20 protein-coding genes and 1 pseudogene are annotated in these 18146 nt (G+C 71.5%); 13 read left to right on the forward strand and 8 right to left on the reverse strand.

Annotation, left to right across the window (positions count from 1 at the left end; translation table 11 throughout):
- The first annotated feature begins 54 nt into the window (after positions 1–54).
- From ACZ3I3_RS30905 to ACZ3I3_RS30915, 3 genes are all read left to right on the forward strand, one after another.
- Positions 55–1026 carry an LLM class F420-dependent oxidoreductase gene (locus ACZ3I3_RS30905; RefSeq protein WP_467370459.1) on the forward strand — a complete coding sequence of 324 codons (972 nt, stop codon included), beginning with the start codon at positions 55–57 and terminating at the stop codon, positions 1024–1026.
- Between the two features lie 89 nt (positions 1027–1115).
- Positions 1116–2147 carry a hypothetical protein gene (locus ACZ3I3_RS30910; RefSeq protein WP_467370461.1) on the forward strand — a complete coding sequence of 344 codons (1032 nt, stop codon included), beginning with the start codon at positions 1116–1118 and terminating at the stop codon, positions 2145–2147.
- A gap of 66 nt (positions 2148–2213) precedes the next feature.
- Positions 2214–2639: an SsgA family sporulation/cell division regulator gene (locus ACZ3I3_RS30915; protein WP_467370462.1), complete on the forward strand. Its 426-nt coding sequence runs from the start codon at positions 2214–2216 to the stop codon at positions 2637–2639.
- 66 nt (positions 2640–2705) lie between these two features.
- Here ACZ3I3_RS30915 and ACZ3I3_RS30920 read toward each other — a convergent pair whose 3' ends face one another.
- The gene (locus ACZ3I3_RS30920; RefSeq protein WP_467370587.1) at positions 2706–3131 is read right to left on the reverse strand and encodes a DUF6328 family protein; all 426 of its coding nucleotides are present in this window, start codon (positions 3129–3131) and stop codon (positions 2706–2708) included.
- Between the two features lie 219 nt (positions 3132–3350).
- Here ACZ3I3_RS30920 and ACZ3I3_RS30925 point away from each other — a divergent pair, with 219 nt between their 5' ends.
- Complete coding sequence (locus ACZ3I3_RS30925; RefSeq protein WP_467370464.1) at positions 3351–3698, forward strand: hypothetical protein; 348 nt, start codon at positions 3351–3353, stop codon at positions 3696–3698.
- A 10-nt stretch (positions 3699–3708) separates the two neighbouring features.
- On the opposite strand, the gene ACZ3I3_RS30930 is transcribed toward ACZ3I3_RS30925, so the two are convergent.
- Positions 3709–4692: an aldo/keto reductase gene (locus ACZ3I3_RS30930; RefSeq protein ID WP_467370466.1), complete on the reverse strand. Its 984-nt coding sequence runs from the start codon at positions 4690–4692 to the stop codon at positions 3709–3711.
- A 137-nt stretch (positions 4693–4829) separates the two neighbouring features.
- On the opposite strand from ACZ3I3_RS30930, the gene ACZ3I3_RS30935 reads away from it, so the two are divergent.
- The gene (locus tag ACZ3I3_RS30935; RefSeq protein ID WP_467370468.1) at positions 4830–6572 is read left to right on the forward strand and encodes a cholesterol oxidase substrate-binding domain-containing protein; all 1743 of its coding nucleotides are present in this window, start codon (positions 4830–4832) and stop codon (positions 6570–6572) included.
- A 7-nt stretch (positions 6573–6579) separates the two neighbouring features.
- On the opposite strand, the gene ACZ3I3_RS30940 is transcribed toward ACZ3I3_RS30935, so the two are convergent.
- Positions 6580–7803 carry an FAD-dependent monooxygenase gene (locus tag ACZ3I3_RS30940; protein ID WP_467370469.1) on the reverse strand — a complete coding sequence of 408 codons (1224 nt, stop codon included), beginning with the start codon at positions 7801–7803 and terminating at the stop codon, positions 6580–6582.
- A 340-nt stretch (positions 7804–8143) separates the two neighbouring features.
- Here ACZ3I3_RS30940 and melC1 point away from each other — a divergent pair, with 340 nt between their 5' ends.
- Both melC1 and melC2 read left to right on the forward strand, forming a co-directional pair.
- Positions 8144–8515 carry an apotyrosinase chaperone MelC1 gene (gene melC1, locus ACZ3I3_RS30945; protein ID WP_467370471.1) on the forward strand — a complete coding sequence of 124 codons (372 nt, stop codon included), beginning with the start codon at positions 8144–8146 and terminating at the stop codon, positions 8513–8515.
- A 32-nt stretch (positions 8516–8547) separates the two neighbouring features.
- Entirely contained in the window at positions 8548–9369 is an 822-nt protein-coding gene (gene melC2, locus ACZ3I3_RS30950; protein WP_467370472.1) for a tyrosinase MelC2, read from the forward strand.
- Here the strand turns inward: melC2 and ACZ3I3_RS30955 are convergent, their stop codons facing one another.
- Both ACZ3I3_RS30955 and ACZ3I3_RS30960 read right to left on the reverse strand, forming a co-directional pair.
- Complete coding sequence (locus ACZ3I3_RS30955) at positions 9370–10083, reverse strand: ribonuclease H family protein (protein ID WP_467370474.1); 714 nt, start codon at positions 10081–10083, stop codon at positions 9370–9372.
- Positions 10084–10116: 33 nt separating this feature from the next.
- On the reverse strand, positions 10117–10914 hold the full coding sequence (locus ACZ3I3_RS30960) for a VOC family protein (RefSeq protein ID WP_467370475.1): 798 nt from the start codon (positions 10912–10914) through the stop codon (positions 10117–10119).
- Positions 10915–11029: 115 nt separating this feature from the next.
- Here ACZ3I3_RS30960 and ACZ3I3_RS30965 point away from each other — a divergent pair.
- From ACZ3I3_RS30965 to ACZ3I3_RS30975, 3 genes and pseudogenes are all read left to right on the forward strand, one after another.
- Positions 11030–11985 (forward strand): annotated as a pseudogene (locus ACZ3I3_RS30965) (zinc-binding alcohol dehydrogenase family protein).
- Between the two features lie 105 nt (positions 11986–12090).
- Positions 12091–12993, forward strand: a complete 903-nt coding sequence (locus tag ACZ3I3_RS30970; protein WP_467370476.1) for an SGNH/GDSL hydrolase family protein — start codon at positions 12091–12093, stop codon at positions 12991–12993.
- A gap of 31 nt (positions 12994–13024) precedes the next feature.
- Entirely contained in the window at positions 13025–13900 is an 876-nt protein-coding gene (locus tag ACZ3I3_RS30975) for an aminoglycoside phosphotransferase family protein (protein ID WP_467370478.1), read from the forward strand.
- Positions 13901–13934: 34 nt separating this feature from the next.
- Here the strand turns inward: ACZ3I3_RS30975 and ACZ3I3_RS30980 are convergent, their stop codons facing one another.
- Positions 13935–14417: a VOC family protein gene (locus ACZ3I3_RS30980; RefSeq protein ID WP_467370479.1), complete on the reverse strand. Its 483-nt coding sequence runs from the start codon at positions 14415–14417 to the stop codon at positions 13935–13937.
- Positions 14418–14688: 271 nt separating this feature from the next.
- Between ACZ3I3_RS30980 and ACZ3I3_RS30985 the strand changes: the two genes are divergently transcribed.
- Together ACZ3I3_RS30985 and ACZ3I3_RS30990 are read left to right on the forward strand one after the other, a co-directional pair.
- Positions 14689–15330, forward strand: coding sequence for an ATP-dependent Clp protease proteolytic subunit (locus ACZ3I3_RS30985; protein ID WP_356927349.1), 642 nt, complete (start codon positions 14689–14691; stop codon positions 15328–15330).
- Complete coding sequence (locus ACZ3I3_RS30990; RefSeq protein ID WP_467370481.1) at positions 15330–15932, forward strand: ClpP family protease; 603 nt, start codon at positions 15330–15332, stop codon at positions 15930–15932. The genes ACZ3I3_RS30985 and ACZ3I3_RS30990 overlap by 1 nt, the downstream gene beginning before the upstream one ends.
- A 22-nt stretch (positions 15933–15954) precedes the next feature.
- Here ACZ3I3_RS30990 and ACZ3I3_RS30995 read toward each other — a convergent pair whose 3' ends face one another.
- Complete coding sequence (locus ACZ3I3_RS30995; protein ID WP_467370482.1) at positions 15955–16383, reverse strand: helix-turn-helix domain-containing protein; 429 nt, start codon at positions 16381–16383, stop codon at positions 15955–15957.
- Between the two features lie 260 nt (positions 16384–16643).
- On the opposite strand from ACZ3I3_RS30995, the gene ACZ3I3_RS31000 reads away from it, so the two are divergent.
- The gene (locus tag ACZ3I3_RS31000; RefSeq protein WP_467370589.1) at positions 16644–17531 is read left to right on the forward strand and encodes an RNA polymerase sigma factor SigF; all 888 of its coding nucleotides are present in this window, start codon (positions 16644–16646) and stop codon (positions 17529–17531) included.
- 132 nt (positions 17532–17663) lie between these two features.
- Here the strand turns inward: ACZ3I3_RS31000 and ACZ3I3_RS31005 are convergent, their stop codons facing one another.
- On the reverse strand, positions 17664–18128 hold the full coding sequence (locus ACZ3I3_RS31005) for an ATP-binding protein (RefSeq protein ID WP_467370483.1): 465 nt from the start codon (positions 18126–18128) through the stop codon (positions 17664–17666).
- Between the last annotated feature and the right edge of the window lie 18 nt (positions 18129–18146).

An 18146-nucleotide genomic window follows, 5' to 3' on the forward strand; every position in this document is an offset into this window, starting at 1 on the left:
CGACGGACCTTGATCGAGCAGTTTTCACGCCTGCTGTCAGGGGACTCGGCGGTTATGGTGCAAATCGGATACACGATGATGACCGAGCAGGCCGGCCCCCGAGAGCTCGTCGACCACGTGGTGCGGGCCGAGGAGGCGGGCTTTGACTTCTCGGTGACCTCTGACCACTACTTCCCGTGGCTGCGCTCGCAGGGTCACTCGCCCTACGCGTGGGCGGTGCTCGGCGCGGCCGCCCAGGCCACGTCACGTATCCCGCTGATGACGTACGTGACGTGCCCGACGTTCCGCTACCACCCGGCGGTGGTGGCGCAGAAGGCGGCGACGGTCCAGTTGCTGTCCGAGGGGCGGTTCCGGCTGGGGCTCGGCTCCGGCGAGAACCTCAACGAGCACGTGGTGGGCGGCGGCTGGCCGTCCGTCGACGTCCGGCACGAGATGTTCGAGGAGGCCGTGGAGATCATCCGCGCCCTCTTCAAGGGCGGCCACGTGAACCACCGCGGCACGCACTTCGACGTGGAGTCGGCCCGGCTGTGGGACCTGCCGGACGAGGCGCCGCCCATCGGCATCGCCGTCTCTGGCGAGCAGTCGTGCGAACTCGCGGGCCGGCTGGCTGATCTGGTGATCGCCACGGAGCCCAAGGCGGGGCTGCTGGAGGCGTTCGACCGGCACGGCGGCGAGGGCAAGCCTCGCGTGGGCCAGTTGCCGGTCTGCTACGACCCCGACCGGGACACGGCGATCAAGCGGGCGCACTCCCAGTTCCGCTGGTTCGGCAGCGGCTGGAAGGTCAACTCGGAACTGCCGCATCCGGATTCCTTCGAGGCGGCGACCCAGTTCGTCACGCCCGACGACGTCGCGGACTCCATCCCGTGCGGTGACGACCCGGACGCGTTCGTCGAGGCCGTGCGCCCCTACGCGGAGGCCGGCTTCACCGAGATCGCCCTGGTCCAGATCGGCGGTGATTCCCAGCCGGCGTATCTGGACTGGTCGGAGAAGACCCTGCTCCCGGCCCTGCGTGACGCGTTCGGCTGAGATCCGCCCCTTCCGGTCCGGGCCACAGGCACGTATAGGCTGCCGACCTGCACATACTCAACCGGCCAGCCTATTCAGGAGAGTCGTCCGTGACCCTGGTGATCACCCCGTCCGAAACCTCCCCGGCGCCCGTCTCCGAACCGATCGCGCGGGACGCGCGGGAGTTCGGGGCGTACGCCCGGACCGGAGGGTGGGCCTTCGGGTTGAAGGTGGCGCGCAGCGTGCGGCCCGGCGGGCAGGGCCCGGACGAGACGCCGAAGGTGTCGGCGAAGGAGTTCGCGAAGCTCGCCGAGTGCTCCCCGGAGCGGGTCATGCGCTACTACAAGGCGTGGGACCGGGCGGCCGACGACGGACTGGTCCCGCACTTCGAGGCGCTGACGCCGGGTCAGGAGGTGGAACTGCCGGACGCCGACGTGTGGCTGAGCTACTACGTCTCCCGCTCCGGGGCCACGTCCGAGCGCGGCACCGCCATCGCCGAGGCCGCCGAGGCCGAGGGCATCCGGCCCACGAAGGCGCTGGAGGTCGCGGAGAACCCCACCGCGCTGCGCGCCGCGATCCTCGCCGACCCCGCCACCGCCCGCGCGGCCCGCCAGGCCCTGCTGGACCGGGTAAGGGAGGACCCCGAACTCCAGTCGGAGCTGGCCCGTGACGTCGTGCGCACCGACGAGCTGAAGAAGGCCGTCGCCGGCGAGAGCAGGGCGGCCGACCGGATCGGTTACGTGCGCCAGATCGCCGAATCGGGGCAGATCAAGACGCCCGCCGGGCAGACTCTGGACGCGCCGGCCGATCTCCGTCAGGAGGCCGAGCGGCACCTGTCCCTCATCGACGAGCTCGACGAGGACGAGGACGCCGGCGAGTGGGCCGCCGAGGCGTACGACACCATGAAGTCCCTCGTCGTCGAGACCGTCGAGACCGACCCGGCACTGCGGGTACGGGAGCGGCGCACGAAGTTCTACAGCAGCCTCCAGAAGGCGACCAAGGTGTTCGAGGAACTGACCTTCGACGACGCCGGGGAGTTCTACGAGGACGACATGGTCCAGCGCCTGGAGGAGCTCCAGCGGGCCGTGGCCGTGTGCATCGAGTCCCTGCGCGGTGCCCGGGGGAATCACCCGGAGGGCTGAGCATCTTGTGCGTGTGGGGGGTACTAGAGGGCTCTACGTCGGTTGGTTCTTCCCGGAGGCCCTTTCGTGAACTCCTTCGTGCACAAGACCCTGGTGGTGCAGCTCCAGGCGGGTGACACGGACCGTTTCTCCGTGCTCGCCCACCTGAGCTACGACGCCGCGGATCCGTTCGCCGTCACCGTGGTCTTCAGCCACGACGGCCGTGTGCTCGCCCGCTGGCAGCTGGACCGCGAGATGCTCGGCGAGGGGCTGCGGCGTCCGGTCGGGGTGGGGGACGTGCGGATGCGTCCCGAGTCGCTGGGCATGTGGCAGGAGCTGCGCATGGAGTTCCTCGGTGACGCCCGCCCCGACGGCGGCCGGCACCACGCGGTGGTGTTCGCGTGGGCCCCGGCGTTCGCGGCGTTCCTGCGGGAGACCCACGAGATGGTCCCGCCGGGCCGCGAGGAGGTCCGCGTCGACGACTTCCTCGCGGACGTCATCGCCGGGGGCTGATCAGGGAGTTCCCGCTGGCGAACCTGCGGTGCCGTCCGCCGCCGGACGGACGCCGCCGCAGGTTCGTCACTTCGACGTGTGGCGGTGCCGGGTCCACAGAGGCAGGGCGAACCAGCACAGCAGGTACCAGCCGACGACGCCGGCCACGATGTAGGGCACGAAGCCGTCGTGCGTCGCCACGCGCAGGATCAGCAGCAGTGAGGCCGTCGTCGTGGCGAGCAGCAGCACGAGGCCGAGCAGCGTGAGCCTGGAGGCCAGCCGCACCGCCTGGGGCTTGACGCGCCGCCCGGACACCAGGCGGTGCAGGGACACCGGTCCGATGAGCGCCCCCGTCGCGCACGCGCCGAGGACGACCGTCACCAGGTAGATCGTCTGGTCCGTGTCGGTCAGGTCGTCGTACTTCGCGGTGAATACCACGGTGAGCAGAAAGCCGAACAGGATCTGCACGCCCATCTGCGCAACGCGGACCTCCTGGATGAGCTCCTGCCACATCCGGTCCGCTCTCTCCTCCTCCGTCTCGTTGCGTCCCCGGCGCCTGGGCGCGCCGTCTGCCGTGTCCGCCACTGTGACTCCCCGGTGTGAGACGTGGGTGCTTGTCTCACGCGGGTTCCCCGTAAACGGCCGTCGTCCCCGCCCGCACGGCGGTTTGAGCGATCAGCGGAGGGTTACACGGACGGCGACTGACGCACAGCCCGAGGAGGTCGTGGACGCATGTCCGGTACGCAGCTCACCGTCACGCTCAGCGGCGGGGGCGCCGACGACGCACGAGCGGTCGTCCGGGCCCTGCAAGGCACGTTCGGGGCGCCGGACGAGCTGCCCGCCGACGAGAACGCGACGGTGCACATGGCGACCTTCGACGACGGCACGGACGCGAGTCCCGCCGGCGCCCCCGGCGCGGGGCCCGAGCGCCTGTCCGCCCCGGTGACCGTCACGGTGCAGGGCGCCCCGGAGGCGGTCCGGCGGGCGAGCGACACACTCACCCGGGCCTTCACGGCCCGCGACGACGGTGCCGCCTCCGGCGACCAGGAGCAGGAGAGGCAGCTGCTCCTGGTGCCGTGAGGGGCGCGCCTCACCAGCGGGATTCCACCTGGTCCTTGATCCGCCGGTCGTAGAGGTCGCGGATCGCCGTGAGCGTCTCGCCGGGCAGTTCCGGCAGACGGGCGGCGGCCGCGTTGGCGCGGGCCTGCTCGGGTGAGCGGGCGCCAGGGATCACGGTGGTGACGCCGGGCTGGTCGATGATCCAGCGCAGGGCCAGCTGGGCCGGGGTGTACCCCGCCGGAGCGAGCGCGGCGAACTCGGCGGCGGCCTCGACGCCGGTGGCGTAGTCGACGCCGGAGAAGGTCTCGCCCACGTCGAAGGACTCGCCGTGCCGGTTGTAGGTGCGGTGGTCGTTCTCGGCGAAGACCGTGTCCCGCGTGTACTTGCCCGACAGCAGGCCGGAGGCCAGCGGGACGCGGGCGATGATGCCGACGCCGGCCTCGCGGGCGGCCGGGAGCACCTCGCGCAGGGGCTTCATGCGGAACGGGTTGAGGATGATCTGCACGCTCGCCACGTTCGGCCGGGCGATCGCGGTCAGCGCCTCCGCACAGGTCTCGACGCTGACGCCGTACGCGGCGATCCGCTCCTCCTCGACCAGGGTGTCGAGGGCGTCGAACACCTCGTCCGTGGAGTAGACGGGCGTCGGCGGGCAGTGCAGCTGCACCAGGTCGACGCGGTCGACGCCGAGATTGCGCCGGGAGCGGTCGTTCCAGTCGCGGAAGTTGTCGAGCACGTAGTTCTCGGGGATCTGGTCGACCCGGCGGCCCATCTTGGTGGCGACCATCACGTGCAGGTCCGGCCTGCCGCTCAGGAACGCGGCGATGGTCTGCTCGCTGCGGCCGTCGCCGTACACGTCCGCGGTGTCGAAGAAGGTCACCCCGGCCTCGGCCGCCGCCTCCAGCACCGCGAGGGCTTCCTTGTCGTCGACGTCTCCCCAGTCGGCTCCCAGCTGCCACGTCCCGAGACCGACGACGGAGGCGTGCTGACCCGACCTGTCGAATGTGCGCTCGTCCATGGCGTCAGTCTGTCATCCGTCACGGCCCCGCGCGGAACATCCGGCTCCGGGACCCGACCCCGCCCAATTCACTCACACGAGTGAATAGAGTCGACAGGTATACGTCACGTGTCAACGGGCCCCTAGCGTGACTCGACGTGACAACTGGTGCAGTGAACAACTTTCCGTCGGACGAGGCGCGTTGGTCGCGCCGGGGTTTCCTCCTCACCGCGGCGGCGCTGGCCGCCGTGCCGGGCCTGCCGGCGGATCCGGCCTCCGCCGCGGCGGAGGTGCCGGACTTCCCGGCGGACGTCGCGCTGTACCGCTCGGTATACCGGAACTGGGTCGGCGAGATCACCGCCGACGGCCTGTGGGCCTGTGCGCCGGCAAGCCCCGCCCAGGTGGTCGAGGTCGTCAACTGGGCCTGGCGGCACGGGTGGCGGGTGCGTGCCCGGGGCGCCGCGCACGGCTGGTCGCCCCTGACGGTGACGGAGGGGACGCCGTCCGGCGCGCCGGTCCTCCTCGTCGACACCGCGCCCCACCTGACCGGCCTCGCCCTGGACTCGCCGACCGCCGTACGCGCGGGCACCGGCGTGACCATGGAGGCCCTGCTCACCTTCCTGGAGGAGCACGGCCTCGGGGTCACGGCGACTCCCGCTCCCGGGGTCCTCACCCTGGGCGGCGCCCTGGCGATCGACGCGCACGGCACCGCCGTTCCCGCCCGGGGAGAGCAGCGTCCGCCGGGGCACACGTACGGCTCGCTGAGCAATCTGATCCTGTCCCTGACGGCGGTGGTGTGGGACTCCCGGGCCGGCACGTACGCACTGCGCACGTTCCACCGCGACGAGGCCGACTGCGCCGCGCTGCTGACCCATCTCGGGCGGTCCCTGGTGACCGAGGTGGTGCTGCGGGTGGGCGCCAACGCCGACCTGCGGTGCGTGAGCCGTACGGACATCCCGGCCGGCGAGTTGTTCGCCGCGCCCGGCTCCGGGGACGGGCGCCGGACGTTCGCGAGCTTCCTTGAGGAGGCGGGTCGGGTCGAGGCGATCTGGTTCGCCTTCACCGAGCACCCCTGGCTGAAGGTGTGGAGCGTCTCCCCCACCCGACCGCTGACCTCACGGCACGTGACGCGGCCGTACAACTACCCGTTCTCCGACAACATCCCGGCCCCGGTGGCGAAGCTGGTCGGCCGGATGACGTCGGAGGCGGCCTGGTACCTGGCGCCGCTGCTCGGCACCGCGCAGTACGACGCGGCCGCGCTCGGACTGGTGGCGACCCTCTCCGGCGACATCTGGGGACCGTCCAAGAACACCCTGCTGTATCTGAAGCCGACCACACTGCGGGTCCACGCGAACGGCTACGCCGTGCTCACCTCCAGGGACCAGGTGCAGCGGGTCGTGGCCGAGTTCGCCGCCTTCTACCGGGAGCGGCTGGCCGCGTACGCGGCCCGGGGCAGCTTCCCCGTCAACGGGTCGGTGGAGATCCGGGTGACCGGACTGGACGATCCCGGCGACTGCGGGGTGGCCGGGGCCCGTCCGCCGCTGCTGTCCGCGCTCCGGCCGCGCGAGGACCGCCCCGAGTGGGACACGGCCGTGTGGCTGGACATCCTGACGCTGCCGGGCACGCCGGACGCGGAGGCGTTCCTGCGCGAGATCGAGCGGTTCCTGCTGCGCGCGTACGACGGCGGATCCGCGCTGACCCGGGTGGAGTGGTCCAAGGGGTGGGCGTACACGGACGACGGAGTGTGGAGCGACGAAGAGGTGCTGGGCACGGTCGTGCCGGCCGCGGTCGGCACGACCGAGTGGGCCGAGGCGGGCGCGGTGCTGGACCGGCTGGACCCGCACCGGGTGTACGGCAACGCCTTCCTGGACCGGCTGTTCGGGCAGGGCGCCGAGAAGTGAGGCCGCCTCACCCTTGCGTCTGTTCACCTGCCGCCAGGGCCCGCGTGTGCACGCTCCGCGCGACCTTCGGGCCGAGCCAGCGCTTGAACCGGCGCAGCGGCTCCAGCTGCCCGGCGGCCCGGTCGAGCCGGTAGTACAGCTCCGGCGGGACGTGCGGCAGCAGGGGTGAGTGGCGCTGGCCGAGCAGGGCGAACATCCGCTCGGGTGGCAGGTGCATGTAGCGCGCGAGGTTCTCGTACCACTGGGCGCTGTAGCGGGCGGCGCTCTGCGCGGGCAGCAGGGCGGTCTTGCGTTCCCGCTCGTAGTGGGCGAGGGCCTGCGGGAGCGCGGCGTGCTCGCGCAGCGCGGCGGCCAGGGCGATCGCGTCCTCCAGGGCGAGGGTGGTGCCGGCGCCGATGGAGTAGTGCGTGGTGTGGGCGGCGTCGCCGAGCAGGACGAGGTTGTCGCGGTACCAGGTGCGGTTCGTGAGGGTGCGGAAGGTCTGCCAGGGCGTACCGCCGGAGCGGCCGAGCAGCGGGTGGCCGTCCAGGACGTCGGCGAAGAGTTTCTCCAGCAGGGCCCGCCCGTCGTCCTCGCCCGCCCGGTCCAGTCCCAGTCCGGTCCAGGTCTCGGGCGCGCACTCGATGACGCAGGTGCTGCGGCCGGGGCCGTATCCGTAGCCGTAGCACCAGATCCAGCCGTGGCCGGTCTCGACGAAGGCGAAGGTGAAGGCGTCGAAGACCTTCGTGGTGCCGAGCCAGACGTAGGGGTTGCGCCCGGCCGTGACCTCCGTGCCGAAGTGTGCGGCGTGGCGGCTGCGCAGGGCGCTGCGGACACCGTCGGCCGCGACGACCAGGTCGGCGTCGGCGGGCAGGTCCTCGGCCGTGATCTCGCGCTCGTACTCCAGGCGTACGCCGAGCTCGCGGGCTCGGGCGGCGAGGATCTCCAGCAGCCGGTGGCGGCCGATGCCGTGCCCCTGGTCGCCGCTGTGCCGGGCCGTCAGGTCCCGGACGTGGGCGACGCCGTCACTCCAGCGGACGGAGTCGCGGTCGAGGGCGCGCGCCGACTCGGGGTCCTGCTCGTGGAGCCGGTCGTACAGCCCGCGCCAGTACGTCACGCCCCAGCCGTAGGTGGAGCCCTCCGGGTCGCGTTCGTGGACGGTGATGTCGTGGGACGGGTCCTGCCGCTTCAGCAGGATCGAGAGATACAGACCGGCGGGCCCGCCGCCGACACAGGCGACCTTCACGCACACCCCTGAGGATTACCGAGAGCTTTCGATGGGGGACGCAGAGTAGCAGGACAAAAGCATCATCGTCCGGACCGCCGAATCGCGTCAGTTTCCCGGCGTGACGCGCACCACGGGCAACCGGTCGCACGGGGAGAAACATCCGTCACAGCGCCCTGCTCGGGCGGAACTTCCCCTTCCGGACTCACCCGGGCGCCTCCCACGGCAAGATCATCTTGGTTCAACCTTGCACGACAAAAGGGGAATTGCCCGAATCGCAGCCAACCGGCTCGCGTGGATTTCTCCCGGTACCGGACGGGCCGATAGGCATGCGGGGTCATCACCCGAACGAACCCAGGAGGTCCGCATGCCGGAACTCAGCCGTCGCCGCGCGCTCACCGCCGCGGCCGTCGTCGCCACGACCACGGCCACGTGGACGGGGTCGGCCAGCACCCCGGCCACCGCCGCCGGGCACCACGACTCCCACCAGACCTTCGACGAGGTCTACAAGGGCCGCCGGATACAGGGCCGGCCGGCCGCCGGAACCGGTCACCACCAGCACGGCGCGGGATACGCGGTGTTCGTCGACGGTGTGGAACTGCACGTGATGCGCAACGCCGACGGCACCTGGATCAGCGTCGTCAGCCACTACGACCCGGTGCCCACCCCGCGCGCCGCCGCCCGGGCCGCGGTGGACGAGCTGCAGGGTGCGCCGCTGCTGCCCTTCCCCGCCAACTGACCCACCCCGCAAGGCATCTGGAGCACCCGCACATGACCGTCCGCAAGAACCAGTCCGCCCTGACCGCCGACGAGAAGCGGCGTTTTGTCGCCGCGCTCCTGGAGTTGAAGCGCAGCGGCCGCTACGACGAGTTCGTCACGACGCACAACGCGTTCATCGTCTCCGACACCGACGACGGCGAGCGGACGGGGCACCGCTCACCGTCCTTCCTGCCCTGGCACCGAAGATTCCTCCTGGAGTTCGAGCGGGCGCTGCAGTCGGTGGACGCGTCGGTGGCCCTGCCGTACTGGGACTGGAGCGTCGACCGGTCGCCGCGCGCCTCGCTGTGGGCGCCCGACTTCCTCGGCGGCACCGGGCGCGAGCGGGACGGCCGGGTGACGGACGGGCCGTTCTCCGCGTCGTCGGGGAACTGGCCGATCAACGTGCGGGTCGACGGCCGCACGTTCCTGCGGCGCTCCCTCGGCGCCGGGGGACGCCAGCTGCCGACGCCGGCCGAGGTCGAGTCCGTGCTGTCGATACCCACCTACGACATGGCGCCCTGGAACAGCGCCTCGGACGGTTTCCGCAATCACCTCGAAGGGTGGCGGGGCGTCAACCTGCACAACCGCGTCCACGTCTGGGTCGGCGGGCAGATGGCCACCGGGGTCTCCCCCAACGATCCGGTGTTCTGGCTGCACCACGCCTACATCGACAAGCTGTGGGCCGAGTGGCAGCGGCGGCACCCCGGCTCCGGCTATCTGCCGGCCGCGGGCACGCCGAACGTGATCGACCTGCGCGAGACGATGCGGCCGTGGCACGACACGAGCCCGGCGGATCTGCTGGACCACACGGCGCACTACACGTTCGACGCCTGATCAGACGGTCGCACCAGCGCGGCACTCCGGGTGGCCCCAGCCGCTGTCGTTCTTGGCGATGGACTCACCGGCCGCGTAGGAACGGCCGCACTGGCAGCGGCCGGGGAACTTCGCCTTGATCGTGCGCGTGGAGCCCTTCGCGGCCGACGCCTTGCCGGTACGAGCAGCGCCGCCGCGCGAGCGGGACCGCGGGGCCTTGGCCGGGGTGTCGGGGGCGGGCGGCGGCTCGGGGGAGCCGAGGCCGCTGCCCGCGGGCTCCTGGACGGTGGCGGCCTGGCTGGCGGCGCGGTCGGCGAAGTCGTTGAGCCGGTCGCCGTCGACCTGGTGGGCGGGCACGTAGCGGAACTCGACCGAGCGGCCGTCCAGAAGCTCGTCGATGCGCACGACGAGGTCCTGGTTGGCGACCGGCTTTCCGCCGGACGTCTTCCAGCCGTTGCGCTTCCAGCCGGGCAGCCAGGTCGTGACGGCCTTCATCGCGTACTGCGAGTCCATCCGGATCTCGAGCGGCACGTCCGGGTCGGTCGCCGCCAGCAGGCGCTCCAGCGCGGTGAGTTCCGCGACGTTGTTGGTCGCCTTGCCGAGCGGCCCGGCCTCCCAGCGCACCGGGATCTCGGAAGCGTCGGCGACGACCCAGGCCCAGCCCGCGGGCCCGGGATTTCCCTTCGAAGCCCCGTCACACGCGGCCACAACACGTTCACGCATGGGCTCGATCATGCCATGGCCGCGTGGGCCGTCCGGCCCGAGGTCTCAGCTCACGTCGGTCATCTTCGGCATGTCGCCCTCGGTCCTGGTGATGTCGATGACCGAGAAGTTGGCGCCCTGCGGGTCACTGAGGGCCGCGAACCGGCCGAACGGGGTGTCCATGGGCCCGAACCGCAGGACCCCACCGATCTTGGTGGCCTTCGCGACGGCGTCGTCGCAGTTGTCGACGGCGAAGTAGACGTTGATGTAGGGCTGCACCTCGGGCGGGAAGTCGTCCGTCATCTTCATCCGGCCCAGCACGCTGCGGTCGCCGAGGTCGTAGACCCGGAAGTCCATCGCCTCGCCCTCCATCTCCTTCTGCCGGTAGGAGAAGACGGCGGGGAAGAACGCGTCGGACTTCTCGGGCTCGCGGGTGAAGACCTCCGCCCAGGTGTAGGCACCCGGTTCGGCCATCGTGTCGAAGCCCTCGTGCGTGCCGGCCTGCCAGACGCCGAAGACGACACCGCCGGGGTCGCGGGCCAGGCACATGGTGCCGAAGTCGCCGACCTGCATCGGCTCCATCAGCACCTCGCCGCCGTGGTCACGGATCCGGGCGGCGGTGGCGGCGGCGTCCCGGGCCGCGATGTACAGGCACCACTGCGACTGGCCCTCCTGGCCGGGCATGGGCGGGACGACGGCGGCGACCGCCTTGCCGTTCGCATAGGCCTGGGTGTAGTTGCCGAACTCCGTCGACGCCTCGGCGAAGGTCCAGCCGAGGACGTCTCCGTAGAAGCTCTTGGCGCCTTCGAGGTCGCTGAACATCGCGTCGGCCCAGCACGGGCTTCCTTCAGGTTGCACGGCCATGACTGCGGCCCTTCCGAATGAGTGGATAGTCCGTTTCCTCACGCTAGTCACCCGCGCACCGACCCGCGCGCCGAACGGGCGGTTCCGTCAGCCGGGCCCGGTCGAGGAGGGGTCTCTGAGGCTGGTCGAGAAGCCGGTTGCGGTGCCCGCGGACGACGAGCTGCTGGTACGGGTGCGGGCCTGCAGGGTGTGCCGGACCGACCTGCACGTCGTGGAGGGCGACCTGCCCGTGCGCCGGGTGGGCGTCACGCCCGGTCACGAGGTCGTCGGGGTGGTGGCCGGGGTGCGGCGGTGCGCGGCTTCGCGCCGGGCGACCGGGTCGGTGTGGCCTGGCTGCGCCGCACCGACGGCACCTGCGCGTACTGCGCGCGCGGCGCGGAGAACCTGTGCCCCCGCTCCGCGTACACGGGCTGGTACGCCGACGGCGGCTACGCGGAGTACACGACGGTGCCGGCGGCGTTCGCCTACCGGCTGCCGGACGGCGTGCCGGACGTGGCCCTGGCTCCCCTGCTGTGCGCGGGCATCATCGGCCACCGGGCGCTGCGGCGGGCCGGGCTGCCGCCCGGGGGACGGCTCGGGTTGTACGGCTTCGGGGGCAGCGCCCATCTGTGCGCGCAGGTGGCGCTCGCCGAGGGCGCCACCGTGCACGTCATGACGCGTGGTGCGGCCGCCCGGCGGCTGGCCCTGGAGCTGGGCGCGGCCTCCGCCCAGGACACGTACGCACGGCCTCCGGAGCCGTTGGACAGCGCGATCCTCTTCGCCCCCGCCGGCGAGCTGGTCCCGGTCGCCCTGCGCGCCCTGGACCGCGGCGGTGTCCTGGCCGTCGCCGGCATCCACCTCACCGACACACCTCCGCTGCACTACGAGACCGAGCTCTTCCACGAGAAGGAGTTGCGCAGCGTCGCCTCCAACACGCGTGAGGACGGCCGCGAGTTCCTGACCCTCGCGGCGAGGTACGGCGTGCGCGCGACCACCCATCCGTATCCGCTGTCGCGGGCCGTGGCAGCGCTCTCGGACCTCAAGGCCGGGCGGTTCGACGGGGCGGCGGTGCTGGTGAACGACTTGTCGTGAAGCCCCCCGCGGACCGCGTTCCGTGGCCGACGCGTGTCTTCCCCCCGGGGTCCGGCTGTGCTTGCCTGGGGAGCCGTTTCACCGGCCCGGGGCGGGAGTTGCCGTATGCGCAGACCGTGGATCGTGGGTGTGCTGGTGGCGGGGTTGCTGCTCGGTGCGTGCGGCGATCCGTCGTCCGGGCCCGGGACTCCCCCGCCGTCCGCTCCGGCGGTGTCCGCGACCACGCACCAGCGTGCCCCGGCCTCGCCCAGCGTCCGGGCCCCCGTGAAGGCGCCCACCGTGCTGTACCTCGGCGACTCGCTCGCCACGGAGAACCACAAGGTCCTCGGCCAGGAGCTGCGCCGGGACCTGCGCGCGAAGTACACGAGCGCCCCCTACTCGGGCACCACCCTGTGCGACTACCTGGAGGGCACGGCCGAGCGGTCCCTCGTCCCGGCCCGGGCCAAGGCGGCCGCCCTGGTGCGGTCGCTGCGTCCGGACTACGTGGTGCTGCAGTTCTGGGGCAACGCCTGGGACTTCACCTGGTGCATGGACGGGATCACGTACGACGGTTCGCGGGAGCGGTACTTCCAGCGGTACGAGGCCGACGCGCGCAGGCTCGTCGAGCAGATCGCGACGGCCGGCGGCTCCCACCGGCCACGGATCGTGTGGGTGCTCCAGGGCCCGGACCCGATCACGCCCGACCGGGTGCGCCGGGTGAACGGACTGTACGAGCGGCTGGCCGCGACGACGGGCGGCGTCGTCGCCGACGCCGGGAAAGCGGTGAGTCCGGGCTCGGACCGCTACGCCTGGACGCAGTACCTGCCGTGCACCGCCTACGAGCGGGCCCATCCCGACTACTGCACCCAGCCGTCCCGCGACCGGACGGCCCTGCACCGGGACGACGACTACCTGCACTTCTGCCTGGCGCCCACGACGTCCACGCCGAAGCCCTGCCCGGTCCGCTCCCCCGGCATCCTGCGCATCGCCCGGGAGATCACGAAAACCATTCGACACTCGGCGAGTTGACCGCTCGAATGACGCCATGTGCGCGGTGCGAATGCATGAGGACGAAGTGGACATCGACGTCTCGCTCGTCGGCCGGCTGGTAGCGGAACGGTTTCCGCGGTGGGCCGGGCTGCCCCTGCGGCGCCTGGAGTCCTCCGGGACGGAGAACGCCATGTTCCGGCTCGGCGCGGACAAGGTCGTACGGCTCCCCCGGCATCCCCGCGCCGTCGAGGGCATCACGCACGAACTGCGCTGGCTGCCCCGGCTGGCTCCCGGGCTGCCCGCCGCCGCGCCGGAGCCCCTCGGGCAGGGTGAGCCCGGCGACGGTTTCCCGTGGCCCTGGGCGGTGTACAGCTGGCTGGACGGCCGCAATCCGGTGCCCGGCGCGCTGGAACGGCCCGGACTGCTCGCCGAGGACCTGGGGGCGTACGTCACCGCCCTGCGCCGGATCGACGCGGCGCAGGGCCCGGTCGGCTACCGGGGTGTGCCGCTGGGGACCCGGGACCGGTTCATGCGGGAGGCGCTCGCGCGGCTGGCGGGGCGGATCGACACCGCGGCGGTGACGGACCTGTGGGAGCGGGCCCTGCGCGCCCCGGAGTACGCCGGACCGCCGCTCTGGGCGCACGGCGATCTGATGGCCGGGAACCTGCTGGTCAGGGACGGGCGGCTGGCGGCGGTGATCGACTACGGCACGGTGGGGGTCGGTGACCCCGCCGTCGACCTCATCAGCGCCTGGTGTCTGCTGCCCGCCGAGGTCCGCGGCGTCTTCCGCGAGGCCGTGGGCGCGGACGAGGCCGAGTGGGCGCGCGGCCGGGGCTGGGCCCTGTCGATCGCGGTCATCGCGCTGCCGTACTACTGGGACACCAACCCGCCGGTCGCGGAGAACTCGCGGCATGTGATCGGGGAGATCCTGGCCGAGTCCCGGTAGAGGCGGAAAAAGTCTCCGCCCCTCCCGGGGTGCGTCATTCGCCCGCGTACGCCTTCTCCAGGGTCGCGATGTCGAACTTGCTCATCGCCATGAACGCCTGGGTGACCCGGGCCGCCTTCGCCGGGTCCGGGTCGGTGATCATGTCGTCGAGCCGGTCGGGGGCGACCTGCCAGGACACGCCGAACCGGTCCTTGAGCCAGCCGCACGGGCCGGGCTCGCCGCCGCTCTCGGTGAGCTTGGTCCAGTAGTAGTCGATCTCCTCCTGGTTCTCGCAGAAGATCATGAAGGAGACCGCCTCGGTGAACTTGAACTGGGGGCCGCCGTTGAGTGCGAGGAACCTGTGGCCGTTGGCCGTGAACTCGACGGTCATCACGCTGCCGGCGGGCTGGGGCGCTCCCTCCGGGTAGCGGGCGGTCTTCCCGATGCTGGAGTTCTTGAAGACGGAGACGTAGAAGTGGGCGGCCTCCTCGGCCTGGCCGTCGAACCAGAGACACGTGGTGAAACCGTCGGATGCCATGAGTACCTCCCGGAGCGTGGATCGCTGTCATCTGTGTCGACCGGTCCACGCCCGGAAACTCATCGGCCGGGCGGGCGGCATTTTCGGCGGGGCGGCGTCACGGCCGGCGTTCGGCACCGGCTGTACGACGGCGTGCTCTGCCGGGAGCGGATCTGCCGAGGGCAGAGAATCGGTCTGCGGGCATCGTCCGAGGCCAAGAGTGGAGTCGACGGCACGCTCGCGGCACGTCCGCGGGCCTTCTGCCACGACTGTCCCACGACGAGGAGAACCGATGACTCCACTCTCGACACTCGCCCCGCGGGCGGAGGAGGGCGACACCCCTCCGACCCGGTTCGACGACCATCTGGCCGCCCAACTGCTCGCGCAGCGCATCGTGCTGCTGGGCACGCAGGTGGACGAGGTCTCCGCGAACCGGGTCTGCGCCCAGCTGCTGATCCTTTCCGCCGAGGACCCGCGCACCGACATCAGCCTGTACATCAACAGCCCCGGTGGGGCGGTGCACGCGGGACTCGCCATCTACGACACGATGCGGCTCATCCCGAACGACGTCTCCACGCTGGCGATGGGCTTCGCCGCCAGCATGGGCCAGTTCCTGCTCAGCGTCGGCGCGCCGGGCAAGCGCTACGCCCTGCCGAACGCTCGGATCATGATGCACCAGCCGTCGGCGGGCATCGGCGGCACCACCGCCGACATCGAGATCCAGGCGGAGAACCTGGAGTTCACCAAGCGGACCATCGAGCGGATCACCGCCGAGCACACCGGCCAGAGCCCGGAGACGATCTCCCGGGACGGCGACCGGGACCGCTGGTTCACGGCCGAGGAGGCCAGGGAGTACGGCATGGTCGACCGGGTCGTGGAATCCCTCGACGACGTCCGCCCGGCCACGACGCGACGCAGGATGGGGCTGCAGTGATGGGGAGCTACACGATTCCGAACGTCATCGAGCGCACCCCGCAGGGCGAGCGGTCCTTCGACGTCTTCAGCCGGCTGCTCAACGAGCGGATCATCTTCCTCGGCACCGAGATCGACGACGGCGTCGCCAACGTCGTCATCGCGCAACTCCTCCATCTGGAGTCGTCATCGCCGGAGAGCGAGATCTCGGTCTACATCAACTCCCCCGGCGGCTCGTTCACCTCCCTGATGGCCATCTACGACACGATGTCGTACGTGCGGACGCCGATCTCGACGTGCTGCGTCGGGCAGGCGGCCTCCACCGCGGCAGTGCTGCTGGCCGGCGGGGACCCCGGACGGCGGTTCGTCCTGGAGCACGCGCGCGTGCTGCTCGGCCAGCCGGCGGCCGGCGGGCAGCGCGGCATGGTCTCCGACCTGGCCCTCCAGGCCAAGGAGATGGTGCGGATCCGCTCCCAGGTGGAGGAGGTGCTGTCCCGGCACACCCACCACGACGTGGCGACCCTGCGGGCCGACATGGACCGCGACAAGGTGTTCACCGCGCAGGAGGCGGTGAGTTACGGACTGGCCGACGAGGTGCTCAGCCGGCGTCTCGTGCGGGTCTGAGACGCCGGCCGGCCCACCGGGCTCAGGCGGCCATGCACAGTCCGTCGCGCGACGGGACGGACGCCCCGCGCCGGCCGCCGCCCGTGTACCGCGAGGTGACGCGGGTCAGTTCGCCCTGCGCCCTCGACAGCAGGTCGCCGAGGCCCAGTCCGAGGGCGTGGGCGGCGGCCGCGAGGACCTCCGAGGAGGCCTCCTTGCGGCCGCGTTCCACCTCCGACAGGTACGGCATGGAGATCCGGGCCGCGTCGGCGACGTCCTTCAACGTGCGCTCCTGCGCGAGACGTTCGCGCCGCAGCACGTCACCGACGAGGTCGCGCCACAGGGGCTCCTTCGGGGCGGGAGGCGGCGGCGCGTGGCGTGGCGGAGCGATGACCGGACGGGCGGCCTGAGGGCGCGCGCCGGACGGGCGCAGGGGGATGACGCGGGCTTCGTTCGGCACGTGGTTGCTCACTTCTCCAGCCTAGGAGTCATGGTCGCCAGGGGAAGGGGACGACGTTCCGCTCTGGGTGGAATCGCCGAACGGGCCGCGGTCCGGGCGGTGTTGGGAGGCCGTGCCTCCGCCGTACGGTCCGTCCGCCCCTGCCCCGCGCACCCGGCGCCGGTCATGCCCGGTACCCGGATGCGGAACGGCCGCGCATGTGTGGCACGGAACCGGGTACCCGCAACCCGGAGGGACCTAGGCAGATGTCCGCCGAGTTCATGGGAGAGGTAATGGAGACCGCCGTGATCCGGTCGCAGGCACAGGTCGTCGAAGAGAACGCGGAGGCCGGCACGGGTGACGGAACACTGCCGGGAGTGGTGGATCCGCGGTCGGTGGCTCCACGGGACGCCAGGGAGCTGTCCCGCCAGTTCTTCCAGCGCCTGACGGAACTCGAAGAGGGCACCCACGAGTACCAGTACGCGCGCAACACGTTGATCGAGATGAACATGTCGCTCGTGCGGTTCGCGGCCGGCCGGTTCCGGGGCCGCGGCGACGACATGGAGGACATCGTCCAGACCGGGATGATCGGTCTGATCAAGGCCATCGACCGGTTCGAGCTGTCGCGCGAGGTCGAGTTCACCTCCTTCGCGCTGCCGTACATCGTCGGTGAGATCAAGCGGTTCTTCCGGGACACGACGTGGGCGGTGCACGTGCCGCGGCGGCTTCAGGAACTGCGCGTGGAGCTGGCCAAGGCCCGTGAGGAGCTCGCCAGCCGGCTGGACCGCGAACCCACGGTCACCGAGCTGGCCACCCTGATGAACATCTCCGAGAAGGAGGTCGTCGAGGGGCAGATCGCCGCGAACGGGTACAACTCGTCGTCGCTGGACGCCGCGCTCACCGGCGACGGCCCCGAGGGCGGCGAGGCCGTCCTGGCCGACTTCATCGGCGTGGAGGAGGACGGGCTGCGGCTCGTCGAGGACTTCCACTCGCTCGCCCCGCTGATGGCGGAGCTCAGCGAGCGGGACCGGCAGATCCTCCACATGCGGTTCGTGGAGGAGGCCACGCAGGCGGAGATCGGGGAGCGGCTGGGCTGCTCGCAGATGCACGTCTCCCGCCTGATCAAGCGGATCATCACGCGACTGCGCGAGGGCATGCTGGGCGAGCTGGGCTGCGCCTGACGCGGCCGGCGGACCAGCGGGTGCCGTCCCCACACGCGGGAGTGGGACGGCACCCGCCTCCGTGCCGGCTCCGGGCGGGCGTCGGTGGCGTCGGTGGACGGCCCAGTGAGCGATGTGATCGCTGTGGACGGCTCAGTGATCGGTTTCGTCGGCGAGCGGCAGCACGGCGCGTACCCGCTTGCCCACCGGCACCCGCTCGACGCTGACCTGCTCCGCGAGCGCGTGGACGATCTCCAGGCCGTGCCGTCCGACGCGCTCGGGGTTGCGGGGGAAGATCCGGGGCAGTGCGGAGCTGCTGTCGTAGACCGACACCGTCACCGCGGTGTCCGTGCCGACGAGCTCGAGGATGTACGGCCCGTTGCTGTGCCGGTCGGCGTTGGTGACCAGCTCGCTCACGACGAGCTGGACCGCCCCGCCGGCCCGGTCGTCGATGCGCGCGCACCACTCGGTCCTGAGCTGGTCGAGGAAGAGCGCGGCGAAGGACCGCGCCTCGGCGATGCAGCCCTGCTCGCCGGTGTAGTGTGCCGCCCGCCTCAGCGGTTCCACGGGCACGTCGAAACCAGTCGGTATCACTGCCCCGTCCAGGTGGTCGATCATTCGTTTCTCTCTGGGAAG

This window comes from Streptomyces sp. NPDC016851 (genome assembly GCF_055562795.1).

Bases quoted from the DNA above. Each gene is read 5' to 3' on its own strand.
- ACZ3I3_RS30905 (WP_467370459.1), top strand. From the start codon at position 55: ATGGTGCAAATCGGATACACGATGATGACCGAGCAGGCCGGCCCCCGA.
- ACZ3I3_RS30920 (WP_467370587.1), bottom strand. From the start codon at position 3,131: ATGTGGCAGGAGCTCATCCAGGAGGTCCGCGTTGCGCAGATGGGCGTG.
- ACZ3I3_RS30925 (WP_467370464.1), top strand. From the start codon at position 3,351: ATGTCCGGTACGCAGCTCACCGTCACGCTCAGCGGCGGGGGCGCCGAC.
- ACZ3I3_RS30930 (WP_467370466.1), bottom strand. From the start codon at position 4,692: ATGGACGAGCGCACATTCGACAGGTCGGGTCAGCACGCCTCCGTCGTC.
- melC1 (WP_467370471.1), top strand. From the start codon at position 8,144: ATGCCGGAACTCAGCCGTCGCCGCGCGCTCACCGCCGCGGCCGTCGTC.
- melC2 (WP_467370472.1), top strand. From the start codon at position 8,548: ATGACCGTCCGCAAGAACCAGTCCGCCCTGACCGCCGACGAGAAGCGG.
- ACZ3I3_RS30955 (WP_467370474.1), bottom strand. From the start codon at position 10,083: ATGATCGAGCCCATGCGTGAACGTGTTGTGGCCGCGTGTGACGGGGCT.
- ACZ3I3_RS30960 (WP_467370475.1), bottom strand. From the start codon at position 10,914: ATGGCCGTGCAACCTGAAGGAAGCCCGTGCTGGGCCGACGCGATGTTC.
- ACZ3I3_RS30970 (WP_467370476.1), top strand. From the start codon at position 12,091: ATGCGCAGACCGTGGATCGTGGGTGTGCTGGTGGCGGGGTTGCTGCTC.
- ACZ3I3_RS30975 (WP_467370478.1), top strand. From the start codon at position 13,025: ATGCATGAGGACGAAGTGGACATCGACGTCTCGCTCGTCGGCCGGCTG.
- ACZ3I3_RS30980 (WP_467370479.1), bottom strand. From the start codon at position 14,417: ATGGCATCCGACGGTTTCACCACGTGTCTCTGGTTCGACGGCCAGGCC.
- ACZ3I3_RS30985 (WP_356927349.1), top strand. From the start codon at position 14,689: ATGACTCCACTCTCGACACTCGCCCCGCGGGCGGAGGAGGGCGACACC.
- ACZ3I3_RS30990 (WP_467370481.1), top strand. From the start codon at position 15,330: ATGGGGAGCTACACGATTCCGAACGTCATCGAGCGCACCCCGCAGGGC.
- ACZ3I3_RS31000 (WP_467370589.1), top strand. From the start codon at position 16,644: ATGGAGACCGCCGTGATCCGGTCGCAGGCACAGGTCGTCGAAGAGAAC.
- ACZ3I3_RS31005 (WP_467370483.1), bottom strand. From the start codon at position 18,128: ATGATCGACCACCTGGACGGGGCAGTGATACCGACTGGTTTCGACGTG.